Genomic DNA, 16,061 nt, shown 5'->3' on the forward strand with positions numbered 1-16,061 from the left:
AAAAGGGATGCCGGAGCATGCATCATTGCAGGCCCTCGTTGCGCATGCGCTCGAGTACGTCGCGCCAGCGTGACAATCGGGCGGTGGGATCGGCCGAGGAAGTAGCGGCGCCACCCACCCACAGGCCTTCGCTGTTGAAGCTGAAGACCGGCACCAGGTCGGTCCGGCGCGCGGCCGGGCGGACGTCGCCGATCAGATTGTCCAGCACCAGCGGCTCACCGCCGGGCGTGGCGAAGTAGCCGACCACCATGTGGGCCTGGCTGAGGGTGCTCTGCGGGCCGCCGATGCGGGCGCGCACATAGATCAGCCGCAGCTTCTCCGCCGGGATGCCCAGCAGGCGCAGGCTCATGTACTTGGCGATGGCGAAATCCTCGCAGTCGCCGGCGGCGCGGCCCATGGTCTCCAGCGGCGTCGCCCAGTAGTCCGGCTGCTTCCAGACGACGATGTCGTCCTCGAAGGCGATGCGGCGGTTGAAGAAGGCATTGACCCGCGACAGCCGCTCGACCTCGTCCGCCTCCTGCGCCTCCGCCATCATCCGCCGCCAGTCCGCCACCGTCTCCTCGGCGGCGTTGCCATAGCGTTCCCGCGCCAGCTGCTGCATGCGGTCCAGCTTGGGCTCCGCCGGCACGAAGCCGGCGACGACCACCAGGCATAGCGCCAGCCCGCGCAGCAGGCGGCCGAGCGCGGCGGGCACGGGCCGGGTCTCGGACAGCGGGAGGCACAGGGGTGGGGCAGGGAGCATGGGCATGGGATGGAGAGGGCCGCGGCCATTATCCGTGATCGCGGCCCGCTGGGCGTCCCGTGTCGCAGGGAGAGCGGAGTGTGACGATTTTGAGACGCTTTTGTGCTCTAGTTCGCATCCGGGGCCGCCGGCATTTCATTATCATCGGCGCTCACCGCCGCACCGTCCGGGAAGCCCGCAGCACGGGCATCTAAGAAAAACCCACGGTACCTGCCGCCCCCAATTCGCCTGGAGAGAACATGAAGAAGGTCTGCTTGCTGGTTTCCCTTGCCGTGCTCGGCTTCTCGAGCGCCGCCACGGCCGCTGCCCCGGAAGCGCTGCGCGAGGCCGCGCGCAAGGCCGTGGTGACGAACCCGGAGGTGCAGGCCCGCTGGCACGCTTTCCAGGCCGCCGACGCCGAGCGCGACGTGGCCCGCGGCGGCTACCTGCCGAGGCTGGACCTCACCGCCAGCGTCGGCCGCGAGAGCCAAGTGCGGCCGGACGTCAGCACGCAGAACTACACCCACCGCAACGCCACGCTGACGCTTACGCAGATGGTGTATGACGGTTTCTATACCAAGAACGAGGTTGCCCGCCTCGGCTACAGCAAGCTCGCCCGCTACTACGACCTGCTGGACGCCTCCGAGAGCGCCGCGCTGGAGGCGGTGCGCGCCTATGGCGACGTGCTGCGCTACCGCGAGCTGGTGCGCCTGGCCAAGGAAAACTACGTCCAGCACAAGCAGATCCACGACCAGATCGCCGAGCGTGCCGGCGCCGGCGTCGGCCGCCGGGTGGACCTGGAGCAGGCCACTGGCCGCCTGGCGCTGGCCGAGTCCAACCTGCTGACCGAAGTCTCCAACCTGCATGACGTCAGCGCCCGCTACCTGCGCATCGTCGGCGAGCAGCCGGCGGATAACCTGCCGCTGTTCGGCGATCGCAACGTTTTCGGCGCCCTGCCGCCGAACGCCAACGAAGCGCTGCGCACCGCCTTCAACACCAACCCGGCGCTGAATGCCGCAGTGGAAGGCGTGCGCGCCGGCCAGTCCGCAGTGGCGGCGCAACGCGCGGCGAACCACCCGCGCGTGGATTTCCGCGCCATCCAGGCGCTGGACAACAATCTCGACGGCATGGACGGCCACTCCCGCGACAGCGTCGTCGAGTTGGTGCTCACCTACAACCTGTTCCGCGGCGGCTCCGACCAGGCGCGCATCCGCCAGGCCGCCGAGTCGCTGAACCAGTCCAAGGACCTGCGCGAGAAGGCCTGCCGCGACCTGCGCCAGACCCTGTCCATCGCCTACAACGACACCCAGCGCCTGCAGGAACAGCTCGGCTACCTGGACCAGCACCAGCTCTCCATCGAGAAGGCGCGCGAGGCCTATCGCCGCCAGTTCGACATCGGCCAGCGCACCCTGCTCGACCTGCTGGATACCGAGAACGAATACTTCCAGGCCCGCCGCGCCTACGTCGGCGCGGTATACGACCAGGTCATCGCCCAGGCCCGCACCCTGTCCGGCATCGGCCGCCTGATGCCGGCGCTGGACGTGACCCGCGACGACCTGCCGACCCCGGCCGAGGCCGGCCAGGACCGCAGCGGCATCGACCCGGAGAGCATCTGCCCGGCCGACGCGCCTAACCCGCTGAAGATCGACAAGGACGCCCTGCTGGCGGAAACCCTGCGCGAAGCCGGCGCCGCGCCGCGCCGCTAAGGTCGTCGATACCGCTGGCCGCGGGCTGGCGGCAGCACCGGACGCCGGGTGAGCCGAGAGGCCACCCGGCGTTTTCATGTGGACCGCGAGGCGGGGGGCCGGGCAAGCCGGCATGCGGGACGCGGGCGCCTCTGCGCCATGCAGTCGCCGGCGCGGGAGTGGTTCATTCAACTGCCGGTTGAATAGAATGCGGCGAGGGGCGCGACCGGCCGGAGACCATGCGACGCAAGGCCGGGCCGGCCTTGATCCCCGGCTGGCGCGGGCCACTGCCTGCGAGGCCGGCAGCCAGCCGTCCTCCTCTGGCGCTATCTTTCGTCTTCGTGCCCCTGGCCGTCCTTCCCGACCCCTTCGCCCATGACCCCGACCCCTTCCCCTGTTCCAGCCTCCTTGCCCGAGGGCGACGCCGTCCAGCGGGTGGTCAAGGTCAGGCGCGACTACAACACCTGGGTCGCCAACGAAACGCTGGAGGACTACGCGCTGCGCTTCACCCCGCGCAGCTTCCGCAAGTGGACCGAGTTCCGCGTCGGCAACACCGCCTTCGGCGCCGCCTCCTTCCTGGTGCTGGAAGCGGTGGGCGCCACCATGCTGGTGGCCTATGGCTTCGTGAACACCTTCTGGGCGGTGCTGGCCATCGGCCTCATCATCTTCCTCACCGGCCTGCCCATCAGCCTCTACGCCGCCCGCCACGGTGTGGACATGGACCTGCTGACGCGCGGCTCCGGCTTCGGCTACATCGGCTCCACCATCACCTCGCTGGTCTACGCCTCCTTCACCTTCATCCTGTTCGCGCTGGAGGCGGCCATCATGGCCTACGCGCTGGAGCTGGCGCTGGGCATACCGCCGGCCTGGGGCTACCTCATCTGCGCGCTGGTGGTGATCCCGCTGGTCACCCACGGCATCACCGCCATCAGCAAGCTGCAGACGCTGACCCAGCCGCTGTGGCTGTTCCTGCTCGCGCTGCCCTTCGTCTTCCTGCTGCGGGAAGACCCGCAGGCGCTGGCCGGGCTGTGGCAGTTCGCCGGCGAGAAAGGGCAGGGCGGCGTGTTCGACGTGCATCTCTTCGCCGGCGCGATGACGGTGGGCATTGCCCTCATCACCCAGATGGGCGAGCAGGCCGACTACCTGCGCTTCATGCCGGCGCGCACCGAGCAGAACCGCTGGCGCTGGCTGGCCGGCGTGGTGCTGGGCGGGCCGGGCTGGGTGCTGATCGGCGTGGTGAAGATGCTGGGCGGCGCGCTGCTGGCGTGGATGCTGCTGCGCGACGGCCTCAGCCCGGCCAAGGCGGTGGACCCCAACCAAATGTACCTGCTGGGCTTCTCCCAGGTGTTCGACAGCGCCTTCTGGGCGGTGGCGGTGACGGCGCTGTTCGTCATCGTCTCCCAGCTCAAGATCAACGTCACCAACGCCTACGCCGGCTCGCTGGCCTGGTCCAACTTCTTCTCCCGCCTCACCCACAGCCATCCGGGGCGGGTGGTGTGGGTGGTGTTCAACATCCTCATCGGCCTGCTGCTGATGGAGATGAACGTGTTCCAGGCGCTGGGCCAGGTGCTGGGGCTGTATTCCAACATCGCCATCTCCTGGATGGTGGCGGTGGTGGCGGACCTGGTGATCAACAAGCCGATGGGCTGGTCGCCGCCGGGCGTCGAGTTCAAGCGCAGCCACCTCTACGACATCAACCCGGTGGGCGTGGGGGCGATGCTGATCGCCTCGGTGCTGTCGGTGAGCACCTTCGTCGGCGTCTTCGGGGCGGACTGGCAACCCTTCGCGCCCTTCGTCGCGCTGGGGGTGGCGCTGGTCGTGTCGCCGCTGATCGCCTGGGCCACCAAAGGCCGCTACTACCTCGCCCGCGAGCCGGAGCGCATCGCCACCGCCGGCCGCGCCTGGGTGCCGACGCGCACCTGCTGCGTCTGCGGCCAGGCCTTCGAACCGGAGGACACCAGCCACTGCCCGGCCTACCAGGGCACCATCTGTTCGCTGTGCTGTTCGCTGGACGCCCGCTGCGGCGACCTGTGCAAGCCGCAGGCCCGGCTGTCGGCGCAGTGGAGCGGCTTCCTGCAACGGGTGCTGCCGCGGCGGGCAATGCCTTACGCGGATTCCGGCCTTGGCCACTACCTGCTGTTGATGCTGGGCGTCAGCGGCTTCCTGGTGCTCTTCCTCGGTACGCTGTACTACCACGAGGTGCTGGCGCTGGGCCCGGTGGTGGCCGACGGCGTGCTGAAGGGCGTGCTGCTGAAGACCTTCGCCGCGCTCTTCCTGGTGAGCGGCATCGGCGCCTGGTGGATGGTGCTGACGCACAAGAGCCGGCGGGTGGCGCAGGAAGAGTCCAACCGCCAGACGCGGCTGCTGATGCAGGAGATCGAATCCCACCGCCGCACCGACGAGCAGCTGCAGAACGCCCGCCGCGTCGCCGAGCAGGCCAACCAGGCCAAGAGCCGCTATGTCACCTCCATCAGCCACGAGCTGCGCACGCCGCTGAACAGCATCCTCGGCTACGCCCAGATCCTGGACGGCGACGAAGCCATTCCGCCGCACCGGCGCCAGGCGGTGAGCGTGATCAAGAAGAGCGGCGAGCACCTGCTGTCGCTGATCGAGGGCACGCTGGACATCGCCCGCATCGAGAGCGGCAAGTTCGCCCTCGACATGCGCGCGCTCGCCTTCCCTGGCTTCATCCGCCAGCTCGTCGGCATGTTCGAGCTGCAGGCGCGCAACAAGGGCCTGGCCTTCCGTTTCGACTGCACCGGCACGCTGCCGGAGGTGGTGCGGGCCGACGAGAAGCGGCTGCGCCAGATCCTGATCAACATCATCGGCAACGCCATCAAGTTCACCCCGCGTGGCAGCGTGCGCCTGCACCTCACCTACCGTCGCGAGATGGCGCTGTTCGAGGTGGAAGACAGCGGCCCCGGTATCGCCGCCGACGAACTCGCCCATGTGTTCGAGCCCTTCGCCCGCGGCAGCAGCGCCCGGGCCAACACCACCACCGGCACCGGCCTGGGCCTCACCATCAGCAAGATGCTCACCGACCTCATGGGCGGCGAACTGACGGTGGAAAGCCGTCCGGGCGAAGGCAGCACCTTCCGCGTGCGCCTGTTCCTGCCGCAGCTGCACGACATCCAGGCCGCCGAGGCGCTGCCGCGCATCCAGCGCATCGGCTACAAGGGCGTGCGCCGGCGCATCCTCACGGTGGATAACGAGCGGGTGGACCGCGAGTTGCTCGTCAGCCTGCTGGAGCCGCTGGGCTTCGAGGTCGGCCAGGCCGGCTCGGGCGAAGACTGCCTGGAACTGCTGCCCGCCTTCCGCCCCCACCTGGTGTTCATGGACCTCGCCATGCCCGGCATAGACGGCTGGGAGACCATACGCCGGCTGCGCGCCGCCGGGCTGGACAGCATGCCGCTGGCGGTGATCTCCGCCAACGCCTTCGACAAGGGCCTGGACAACGACGCCGGCATCGCGCCGGAAGACTTCATCCTCAAGCCGATCCGGGTCGAGGAGCTGCTGGACTGGATAGGTCGCAAGCTGGGCCTGGAATGGGTGTGGGCGGATGCGCCGCAGGCCGCCACCGACCCCGCGCCCGCCGCCGGCGCGCCCACGCTGGTGCTGCCGCCGGCCGAGGCGCTGCAGGGGCTGGACGAGCTGATCGAGCTCGGCTACCTGCGCGGCATCCTCGCCCGCCTGGCCGAGATCGAGCGCGCCGACCCCGCCCATGCCGAGTTCGTTCGCGTGCAGCGCGAGCTCGCCCGCCAGTTCCAGTTCGACGCCATGCGCGAGATACTCCGCCAGACCGAAACCCCGCCATCATGATGACGCCCATCGACCCCGCTGGCCTGCCCGCCGCCGCCGGCATCGTGCTGATCGTGGACGACGTGCCGGAGAACCTCTCCCTGCTGCACGACGCCCTGGACGAAGCCGGCTACACCGTGCTCGTCGCCACCAACGGCGAGAGCGCGCTCGCCCGCGCTCGCCAGAGCCTGCCCGACGTCATCCTGCTCGACGCGATGATGCCCGGCATGGATGGCTTCGAGGTCGCGCGCCGGCTCAAGGCCGAGTTCGCCACCCGCGCCATTCCGCTGATCTTCATGACCGGCCTCACCGAGACCGAACACGTGGTGGCCGCCTTCGCCGCCGGCGGCGCCGACTACGTCACCAAGCCGATACGCCCGGCCGAGGTGCTGGCGCGCATCGCCGCCCATGTGCACAACGCCCGCGAGGTGAAACAGGCGCGCAGCGCGCTGGACGCCTTCGGCCAGGCCACCGTCGCCGTGCGCGCCGCCGACGGCAGGCTGGTGTGGCAGACGCCGCTGTCGCGCAAGCTCATCGCCGCCTGGTTCCCGCCCGCGTCCGGCGAGCCTGAGGAGCGCACGCCGCCGCGCCTGCTGGACTGGGTGCGCGCCGCCGTCGCCGCCCGCCGCGAGCGCCGTGAGGTGCCCGCCCTGGTCGCCAGCGACGGCCCGCGCCGCCTGCTCGCCTCTTTCCACGACCAGACCGGCGAAGAGGAATGGCTGGTGGTGCTGCGCGAGGAGAACGACGCCAGCGCCGCCGAAGCCCTGATCACCGCCTTCCGCCTCACCGCCAAGGAGGCGGAGGTGCTGTACTGGGTCACCCGCGGCAAGACCAACCGCGACATCGGCGACATCCTCGGCTCCAGCCCGCGCACGGTGCACAAGCACCTGGAGCATGTGTTCGAGAAGCTGGGCGTGGAGACCCGCACCGCGGCGGCGTCGATGGCGATGGCCAAGCTGCGCGGGGCGGGCGAGGGCGGCTGAGCGGCCCGGGCTTGAACATCAGCAAGCTGTTCGACAGGGTTTGTCGGGCCGGGCTGGAAGCGCGAGGCATGGAGTGCCCAGCCGCCAAGTGCTGAAGCGTCCGCTCAGCAGCGATTCCCGTTCATCCGGGTGAAGCCCATGCCGCCGCCTTCGCTGGTTCCCGGGCGGATGCAGATGGTGATGGCCATGGAGCGGGCGGCGCGGTCTATGTCCGGCGGGAAGGGCGAGAAGGGCACGGAGCGCTCCACCACCAACCGGATGAAGGCGATCTCCGCCGCCTGGTCGCCGGCGTTGAGGACGACGAAGCTCTGCAGCGAGCCGTCCGGGTTCAGCCGGAAGCGGATGGCGGCGGGCTGGATGCCGGGGTCGCCTTTTTCGCGCTGGACGAAGCCGGCGCTCTGGTTGAGGCGGCGCAGCAGGCCGTTGAGATAGCTCTCCAGGCTGAAAGGATGGATGGGCGGCGCGTTGGGGCGGGCTTCCAGCAGGGCTTCCTCGCTGGCGTCGTCCCGCGCCATCTGCCGGCCCTGCTCGCGCGCCATTGCACGGGCGCGCTGGGCGAGCGTCGGCTGCGGCTGGCGGGCGAGTTCGTCCAGGAAGTTGTTCATCTCGGCCTTTTCGGCCTCGGTCCAGGTCGGTTCCTCTTCCGGGGCAGTGATGGCCCGGGGGCTGGGCTGGGTCAGTCGCGGCTGCGGCCGGGCGGTGCTGGGCGGCGTCGTTCGCCTCGGCTGGGGGCGGGCGGCCGGAGCTGCGGGCCTGGCCGGAGGCGGCGGGGTGACGGCGGGCGCCGGCGTGGCCCGCGCTGCCGGTGGAGGCGGCAGCAGGCGCGCCTGAATGGAGGGCGCTGGCGAGGAGGCGGGTGGTTCCAGTACCGGGTCGGGGCTGGGCGCCAGGAACAGCAGCAGGTGCAGCGCGAGCGACAGCAGCAGCGCCAGCAGGGAGGTGCGTTGTTGTCGGTTCAGGCGCGCTCGGAACATCGTCCGCATTCTAGCCGCGCTGCACAATGGGCGCTTTCTGGCTCCGGGGGCCGAGGGTGGGATAGGTCGCGGGCGTGGCGGGGCGGTATGGTTTGCTCCCTCCCCTCTTGCGGGGGAGGGCCGGGGAGAGGGGGCGCCCCATAGGGGCGCTGGCGCTTATCCGGGCGCCGTTCCCCCTCCCTTCCGGCGCGAAACGTATGGCGAGCAGCAGCGGCGGGAGGCCGCGCTCACTCCTGCCGCTGCGCTTCCTCCCGTGGCGTGCCGCCCACCAACGCCGGCAGCACATGCGGCCCGCCGTGCTTTTCGGCCAGGCGATGAGCGTCGGCGAGGTCGGGCAGGCGGTGGGCGATGCCGATGTGGCAGTCGATGCAGGTGCGTTCGCCGCTGGCGAGCGAGGTGGAGTGGGCGGTCTGGGCGCGCGGGCTCTGGCGGGTAAAGTCCATGGACTGGAAGTCGTGGCAGTTGCGGCATTCCAGCGAGTTGTTGGCCTTGAGGCGGCGCCATTCGTTCATTGCCAGCGCCAGGCGCATGTTCTCGAACTTCTCCGGCGTGTCCACCGTGCCGAAGATCTTGCCCCACACCTCCTTGGAGGCCTGCATCTTGCGCGCGATCTTGGCCGTCCACCGGTGCGGCACGTGGCAGTCGGGGCAAGTGGCGCGCACGCCGCTGCGGTTGCTGAAGTGGATGGTGGGCTGCAGCTCGCGGTACACGTTGTCGTGCATCTCGTGGCAGCCGATGCAGAAGGCTTCGGTGTTGGTGGCTTCCAGGGCGGTGTTGAAGCCGCCCCAGAACAGCACGCCGCCGATGAAGCCGCCGACGGTGAGGAAGCCCAGGCTGTAGTGCACGCTGGGCCGGCGGATCACCCGCCAGTAGCGTTTCAGCAGTCGGATCATGGGCCGCGCCTCCTTATTCCCGGCCGGGCAGGGTGGAGGCGGAGCCGCCGCGACGCAGCATGGTCTCGACGTCGATGTAGCGGTTCTCCACCAGCGGCTTCACCGGCACCTGCGGCACGTGGCACTGCAGGCAGAAGTAGCGGCGCGGCGACAGTTCGGCGAGGAAGTTGCCGTCGCGGTCGGTGAAGTGGGAGACGCTGATCATCGGCGCCTGGCTCTGCTCGGTGCGGGTGCGGGCGTGGCACATCATGCAGCGGTTGGCGTTGCGGTCGGTCTGATAGCCCTCGATCTTGTGCGGGATGATGGGCGGCTGCATGGCGTAGGCGCGCTGGCGGCGCACGTCGCTGTTGTCCGGGTTCTGCAGCGGTGGCGGGGCGTGCTCTTCCATGACCGGCACCGGACCGCGGGCGTTGTCGATGTGCTGGGCGAGGGCGGCGGTGGCACAGAGCGCCGCCAGCCCGACGGATATCAGGATGCGCATGGCGTGGGCCCTCCTAGACCTTGCGGATCTGGACCGCGCACTTCTTGAAGTCGGTCTGCAGCGAAATCGGACAGGTGGCGTCCAGCGTGACCTTGTTGATCAGCTGGCCGGCGTCGAACCAGGGCACGAAGATGAGGCCGGGCGGCGGTTTGTTGCGGCCGCGGGTTTCCACCCGGGTACGCATGGCGCCGCGGCGGGAACTGATCTCGATGTCGTCGCCGCGGCGCAGGCCGAGGCGGCGGGCGTCGTCCGGGTGCATGTAGCAGACGGCGTCGGGGAAGGCCCGGTAAAGCTCCGGCACCCGCCGCGTCATCGAGCCGGAGTGCCAGTGCTCCAGCACCCGGCCGGTGCACAGCCAGAAGGGATAGTCCTTGTCCGGCTCCTCGGCGGCGGGCTCGTAGGGCAGGGCGTAGATCACCGCTTTGCCGTCGGGCATGCCATAGAAGTTCACATCCTCGCCGGCCTTCACGTAGGGGTCGTAGCCTTCGCGGTAGCGCCAGCGCGTTTCCTTGCCGTCCACCACCGGCCAGCGCAGGCCGCGGGCCTGGTGGTAGGCATCGAAGGGGGCGAGGTCGTGGCCGTGGCCGCGGCCGAAGCGGGCGTATTCCTCGAACAGGCCTTTCTGCACGTAGAAGCCGAAGGCCTTGGCCTCGTCGTTGGCGTAGCCGGCCTCCACCTGGCTGGCGGGGAACTTGTCCACCTCGCCGTTGCGGAAGAGCACGTCGTAGAGGGTCTTGCCGCGGTAGTTGGGGGCCTTGTCCAGCAGCTCCGCCGGCCACACTTCCTCCATGCGGAAGCGCTTGGAGAACTCCATGATCTGCCAGAGATCGGAGCGCGCCTGGCCGGGGGCGGATACCAGCTGGTGCCAGAACTGGGTGCGGCGCTCGGCGTTGCCGTAGGCGCCTTCCTTCTCCACCCACATGGCGGTGGGCAGTACCAGGTCGGCGGCCACGGTGGTCACCGTGGGGTAGGCGTCGGAGACGACGATGAAGTTGTCCGGATTGCGGTAGCCGGGCCAGGCTTCCTCGACGATGTTGGGCGCCGCCTGCATGTTGTTGTTGCACATGACCCAGTAGGCGTTGAGCTTGCCGTCCTTGAGCATGCGGTTCTGCTGCACCGCGTGGTAGCCGGGTTTGTCCGGGATGGTGCCCGGCGGCAGCTTCCAGATGGTTTCGGCGGTTTCGCGGTGCTTGGGGTTGGTGACCACCATGTCCGCTGGCAGGCGGTGGGAGAAGGTGCCGACCTCGCGCGCGGTGCCACAGGCGGAGGGCTGGCCGGTGAGGGAGAAGGGGCCGTTGCCGGGGGCGGCGATCTTGCCGGTGAGCAGGTGCAGGTTGTAGAGCAGGTGGCTGCACCAGGTGCCGCGGGTGTGCTGGTTGAAGCCCATGGTGAACAGCGACATCACCGGCGTCTTCGGGTCGGCGTACAGCTGTGCCAACTGCTCCAGGCGCTGCCGGGGCACGCGGGAGAGTTCGGCCACGCTGTCCAGGTCGTAGCGCGAGACGAAGGCGGCGTATTCCTCGAAGGTGGCCGGTTTGCCGCCGCCGGGGTCGGCCACGTTGCGCGCCTTCTGCAGCGGGTTCTCCGGCCGCAGGCCGTAGCCGATGTCGGTGTTGCCCACCATGAAGCGGGCATGGCGGTCTACGAAGCCGCGATTCACCGCGCCGCTGCGGATGATGTGGTTGGCGATGTAATTCATGATCGCCAGGTCGGTCTGCGGGCGGAAGGTGAGGGTGAGGTCGGCGAGGTCGTAGCTGCGGTTCTCATACACCGACAGCGTTACCACCCGCGACTGCGGCGAGGACAGCCGGCGGTCAGTGATGCGGCTCCACAGGATGGGGTGCATCTCCGCCATGTTGGCCCCCCACAGCACGAAAACCTGGCCGTTCTCGATGTCGTCGTAACAGCCCATCGGCTCGTCCATGCCGAAGGTGCGCATGAAGCCGGCCACCGCCGAGGCCATGCAATGGCGGGCGTTGGGGTCGATGTTGTTGGAGCGGAAGCCGGCCTTGAGCAGCTTGGCGGCGGCATAGCCCTCCCAGATCGTCCATTGGCCGGAGCCGAACATGCCGACGCTGGTCGGCCCCTTGTCGCGCAGGGCCTTCTTGAACTGCTCGGCCATGACGTCGAAGGCGCGATCCCAGCTCACCGGTTGCAGCTCGCCGTTCTTGTCGTACTTGCCGTCCTTCATGCGCAGCAGCGGCTCGGTGAGGCGGTCGGCGCCGTACATGATCTTGGACAGGAAGTAGCCCTTGACGCAGTTGATGCCGCGATTCACCTCGGCGTTGATGTCGCCGTGGGTGGCCACCACCTTGCCGTCGCGCACCGCCACGTTCACGCCGCAACCCACGCCGCAGAACCGACAGGGCGCCTTGCTCCACTGCAGCTTGGTCAGCGCCGCGTCGGTCACGATGTTGGCCGCGCCCGCGGTGGCCGGAATGCCGGCAGCGGTGGCGGTGCTCAGCGCGGCGGACTGCTTAAAGAACTCGCGTCGAGTCAGCTTCATCTGAGATCTCCTCTTCCATGGCGCTGCGGCTTTCGGCGTGCTGGTAGACCAGCGCGACGTTGGCCACGCCGGGCAGTTCGCGGATGGCGGCGAGCAGGGCGAGCATGGCGTCGGCGCCCTCGCTCTCGCAGACGACGACCAGCTTGCCGCCCTCGCCCTGGGCGCAGACCTCGGCGTTGGGCATGGCGGCGACCTGGCGGCTGACGGTGGCGGCATGCTCCGGGCGCACCTGCACCAGGATGCCGGCGATGTGGATTTCCTCGTGGACTTCTTCCATGGCGAACCTCTGCGGGTTGCTTCCGATGGCGGATACGCCGCCGGGGGTGTGGCTGGCTGCTATGCGCTTGGGGAGCGCGGGCGGTGGAGGCCGGTCTCAGTGCGTCGGCAGGTGCCCGCTCAGCAGCTGGTAGAACCACACGACGAAGCCGTAACTGGCAACCAGCAGCACTGCCAGTACCGGCGCCATGACGAAGGCGAGGAAGAGGAAGGAGCGCTGCTCTTCCTGGTGGGTGGAAGGGGGCTCGGGCTGGGTCATGGGCATCTCCGTTCCTGGATGTGCGCCCGGGGCGCGGGAAGCGAGCGTGCTGCATGCGTGGGCGGCAGTATGCATGCCTCGATTCCCTTCGCAAACAATCATTTACGCTGCATTGCCGCAATCCGGCGGGGCTTGCGTTCGAGCGGCAGGGCGGGTGCAGGGCCTGCCTAAACCATGGTTGCGGCGCACTGGGGGTACCGACCATTCTTGCCGTTGGCATGGCAGCGAAACACGTGCCTGTTGCCGGTTTTGGGGGAAGGGGAAAGGCTGGAAAAGGCTTGCGGTGCACGGGTGCGGCGACGGGGTACGCCATCTTGCGTATTCCTGCGCATGGGGGGCGGCGCCTAATCTGCATTCGTGCACTGCAACGTGGCTGACGCGATCCGCCACCTTCAAAAACGCCGTTCTAGGGGACTTCACATGCAAACCCGTCGCAACTTCATCAAGGCCCTCGCGCTGTCCGCCTCCATCGCCGCGATCGGTGCCCCGCTGGGCGCCCATGCGGCCGACACCATCAAGGTGGGCATCCTGCATTCCCTGTCCGGCACCATGGCGATCTCGGAAACGGCGCTGAAGAACGTGGCCCTGATGACCATCGAGGAGATCAACGCCAGCGGCGGCGTGATGGGCAAGAAGCTGGAGCCGGTGGTGGTGGACCCCGCCTCCAACTGGCCGCTGTTCGCCGAGAAGGCGCGCCAGCTGATCAGCCAGGACAAGGTGGCGGCGGTGTTCGGCTGCTGGACCTCGGTGAGCCGCAAGTCGGTGAACCCGGTGTTCAAGGAACTCAACGGCCTGCTGTTCTACCCGGTGCAGTACGAAGGCGAAGAGCTGGAGAAGAACGTGTTCTACACCGGCGCCGCGCCCAACCAGCAGGCGATTCCGGCGGTCGAGTACCTGATGAGCGAAGAAGGCGGCGGCGCCAAGCGCTTCGTGCTGCTGGGCACCGACTATGTGTACCCGCGCACCACCAACAAGATCCTGCGCGCCTTCCTGAAGAGCAAGGGCGTGGCTGATGCGGACATCATGGAGGACTACACCCCCTTCGGCCATTCCGACTACCAGACCATCATCGCCAACATCAAGAAGTTCGCCTCCGAAGGCAAGAAGACGGCGGTGGTCTCCACCATCAACGGCGACTCCAACGTGCCCTTCTACAAGGAACTGGGTAACGCCGGCCTGAAGGCGACCGACGTGCCGGTGGTGGCGTTCTCGGTGGGTGAGGAAGAACTGCGCGGCGTGGATACCAAGCCGCTGGTCGGCCACCTGGCGGCGTGGAACTACTTCATGTCGCTGAAGAACCCGCAGAACGACGCCTTCATCAAGAAGTACAAGGACTGGGCGAAGAAGAACGGCGTGCCCAATGCCGACACCGTGGTCACCAACGACCCGATGGAAGCCACCTACGTGGGCATCCACATGTGGAAGCAGGCGGTGGAGAAGGCCAAGTCCACCGACACCGACAAGGTCATCGCCGCGCTCGGCGGCCAGACCTTCAAGGCGCCCTCCGGCTTCACCCTGACCATGGACAAGACCAACCACCACCTGCACAAGCCGGTGTACATCGGCGAAGTACGCGCCGACGGCCAGTTCGACGTGGTGTGGAAGACCAAGGAGCCGATCCGCGCCCAGCCGTGGAGCCCGTTCATCGCCGGTAACGAAGGCAAGCAGGGTCTGTAATTCCGCAGTACCGCCGGGCGGGGCGCTGCGCTCCGCCCCGGCGCGAGTTTCTCCTCTTTCTTGAAGTGCCTTCGGTGCCGGTGCTGTCCGCCGGCCCGTTTTTTCCTGCTGTTCCCGCTTCTCTCCCGAATTCCCGATCTGCCCGTAGCGCTTCGCCCCGTCCGGCGGAGGCTGCGATGGAGCCTGCAATGAATCGACTGCTGCTGCGGCTCGTTCTCTTCTGCGCCGCGCTCGCCTGCCTCGCCGGGCCGGCCCGCGCTGCCCTGGATCCGGCGCTGCTCGCTGGTTTTCATGGTGACTTCTCCAGCCGCGTTGCCGCCATCGAAGCCCTGGGCGTGGCTGGCGGCGATGATGCCCGCCGGGTGCTCGCCGCGCTGGAAGAAGGCAACCTGGGCGTCGTCGGCGAGCGCGTCCTCATCGTCGATGGCGACACGGTGCGCGATGCCGCCACCGGCGAAGCCGCCGAGGTGGCCGCCGCCGATGTGGATCTCATCACCGTGAACAACCGGGTGCGCCGCGCACTGTCGGCCGCCCATGCGGCGCTGTCGCTGCTGGCGGGCGAGCGCGGCGAGCGCCTTGCCGCCGCCCAGAACCTCAGCGAAAACGCCTCCGAAACCCTGCTGCCGCTGTTCGAGCGCGCCCTCGCCGCCGAGAAGGATGAGGCGGTGCGCGGCGTGCTGACCCGCGCCATGGCCAAGGTGAACCTGGGCGCCGCCAACCCGGCCAAGCGCCTGCAGGCGGCCGAGGCGCTGGGCGAATCCTCCGACCCGGCGGTGAAGAACATGCTGGCGGTGCTGCTGCAGAAGAATGGCGACACCTGGGCCGAACCGGACATCGCGGTGCGTACCGCAGCCGAGGCTTCCATCGCCGCCATCGACCGCCGCGTCGCCACCGCCCAGCATATCGGCACCGTGTTCTCCGGCCTGTCGCTGGGCTCCATCCTGCTGCTGGCGGCGCTCGGGCTGGCGATCACCTACGGCGTCATGGGCATCATCAACATGGCCCACGGCGAACTGCTGATGGTCGGCGCCTACGCCACCTTCATGGTGCAGACGCTGTTCCGCAGCTACCTGCCGGGCTGGCTGGACTGGTACGTGGTGGCCGCCATTCCGGTGGCCTTCTTCGCCGCCGCGCTGGTCGGCGTGGCGATGGAGCGGCTGGTGCTGCGCCACCTCTACGGCCGTCCGCTGGAGAGCCTGCTCGCCACCTGGGGCCTGTCGCTGGTGCTGATCCAGGCGATGCGCATCATCGTCGGCCCGCAGAACGTGGAGCTGGCCAACCCGAGCTGGATGTCCGGCGGCATCGAGCTGGCCGCCGGCGTGGTGCTGCCGTGGAACCGCATCGTCATCATCGGCTTCGCGGTGTTCGTGCTGGTGCTGATCTGGCTGACCATGCAGAAGACCCGGCTGGGCATGTTCGTGCGGGCGGTGACGCAGAACCGGCCGATGGCCGGCTGCGTGGGCGTGCCGACCGCGCGGGTGGATACCCTGGCCTTCGCCATCGGCGCCGGCATCGCCGGCCTGGGCGGCCTGGCGCTGTCGCAGATCGCCAACGTCGGCCCGGCCATGGGCCAGGGCTACATCGTCGATTCCTTCATGGTGGTGGTGCTGGGCGGCGTCGGCCAGCTTGCCGGCGCGGTGTGGGCGGCGCTGGGCCTGGGCATCGTCTCCAAGTTCCTGGAAGGCTGGGCCGGCGCGGTGATCGCCAAGATCCTGGTGCTGGTGTTCATCATCGTCTTCATCCAGAAGCGTCCGCAGGGCATCTTCGCCCTCAAGGGCCGCTTCGCCGACAGCTGAGCGAGGCACGCC

At 68.7% G+C, this 16,061-nt stretch carries 12 protein-coding genes; 5 read left to right on the plus strand and 7 right to left on the minus strand.

Annotation, left to right across the window (positions count from 1 at the left end):
* Positions 1-22 precede the first annotated feature (22 nt).
* Positions 23-694 carry a transglutaminase-like cysteine peptidase gene (locus C7389_RS07930; RefSeq protein ID WP_342773499.1) on the minus strand — a complete coding sequence of 224 codons (672 nt, stop codon included), beginning with the start codon at positions 692-694 and terminating at the stop codon, positions 23-25.
* 287 nt (positions 695-981) lie between these two features.
* Here C7389_RS07930 and C7389_RS07935 point away from each other — a divergent pair, with 287 nt between their 5' ends.
* The 3 genes from C7389_RS07935 to C7389_RS07945 all read left to right on the plus strand — a co-directional run bounded on the left by C7389_RS07935 (position 982) and on the right by C7389_RS07945 (position 7,187).
* Complete coding sequence (locus C7389_RS07935; protein WP_133590102.1) at positions 982-2,427, plus strand: TolC family outer membrane protein; 1,446 nt, start codon at positions 982-984, stop codon at positions 2,425-2,427.
* Positions 2,428-2,781: 354 nt separating this feature from the next.
* Positions 2,782-6,225: a hybrid sensor histidine kinase/response regulator gene (locus tag C7389_RS07940; RefSeq protein ID WP_133590104.1), complete on the plus strand. Its 3,444-nt coding sequence runs from the start codon at positions 2,782-2,784 to the stop codon at positions 6,223-6,225.
* On the plus strand, positions 6,222-7,187 hold the full coding sequence (locus tag C7389_RS07945; RefSeq protein ID WP_133590105.1) for a response regulator transcription factor: 966 nt from the start codon (positions 6,222-6,224) through the stop codon (positions 7,185-7,187). The genes C7389_RS07940 and C7389_RS07945 overlap by 4 nt, the downstream gene beginning before the upstream one ends.
* 104 nt (positions 7,188-7,291) lie before the next feature.
* On the opposite strand, the gene C7389_RS07950 is transcribed toward C7389_RS07945, so the two are convergent.
* The 6 genes from C7389_RS07950 to C7389_RS07975 form a co-directional block, all read right to left on the minus strand.
* On the minus strand, positions 7,292-8,161 hold the full coding sequence (locus tag C7389_RS07950; protein ID WP_133590107.1) for a hypothetical protein: 870 nt from the start codon (positions 8,159-8,161) through the stop codon (positions 7,292-7,294).
* 227 nt (positions 8,162-8,388) lie between these two features.
* Entirely contained in the window at positions 8,389-9,054 is a 666-nt protein-coding gene (locus C7389_RS07955) for a cytochrome c3 family protein (protein WP_133590109.1), read from the minus strand.
* A 13-nt stretch (positions 9,055-9,067) separates the two neighbouring features.
* Positions 9,068-9,535 carry a nitrate reductase cytochrome c-type subunit gene (locus C7389_RS07960; protein ID WP_133590111.1) on the minus strand — a complete coding sequence of 156 codons (468 nt, stop codon included), beginning with the start codon at positions 9,533-9,535 and terminating at the stop codon, positions 9,068-9,070.
* Between the two features lie 13 nt (positions 9,536-9,548).
* Complete coding sequence (gene napA, locus C7389_RS07965) at positions 9,549-12,041, minus strand: periplasmic nitrate reductase subunit alpha (protein WP_133590113.1); 2,493 nt, start codon at positions 12,039-12,041, stop codon at positions 9,549-9,551.
* Positions 12,013-12,318, minus strand: coding sequence for a chaperone NapD (locus tag C7389_RS07970; protein ID WP_133590115.1), 306 nt, complete (start codon positions 12,316-12,318; stop codon positions 12,013-12,015). The genes napA and C7389_RS07970 overlap by 29 nt, the downstream gene beginning before the upstream one ends.
* Positions 12,319-12,414: 96 nt before the next feature.
* A complete protein-coding gene (locus C7389_RS07975; RefSeq protein ID WP_133590117.1) occupies positions 12,415-12,576 on the minus strand; it encodes a periplasmic nitrate reductase, NapE protein in 162 nt (53 codons plus the stop codon).
* Between the two features lie 420 nt (positions 12,577-12,996).
* Here C7389_RS07975 and urtA point away from each other — a divergent pair, with 420 nt between their 5' ends.
* Both urtA and urtB read left to right on the plus strand, forming a co-directional pair.
* Complete coding sequence (gene urtA / locus C7389_RS07980) at positions 12,997-14,253, plus strand: urea ABC transporter substrate-binding protein (RefSeq protein WP_133590118.1); 1,257 nt, start codon at positions 12,997-12,999, stop codon at positions 14,251-14,253.
* A gap of 188 nt (positions 14,254-14,441) precedes the next feature.
* Positions 14,442-16,049, plus strand: a complete 1,608-nt coding sequence (gene urtB / locus C7389_RS07985) for an urea ABC transporter permease subunit UrtB (protein ID WP_246034679.1) — start codon at positions 14,442-14,444, stop codon at positions 16,047-16,049.
* The last annotated feature ends 12 nt before the right edge of the window (positions 16,050-16,061 follow it).

The sequence above is a fragment of the Azoarcus indigens genome (assembly GCF_004361735.1).
Classification (GTDB): domain Bacteria; phylum Pseudomonadota; class Gammaproteobacteria; order Burkholderiales; family Rhodocyclaceae; genus Azoarcus; species Azoarcus indigens.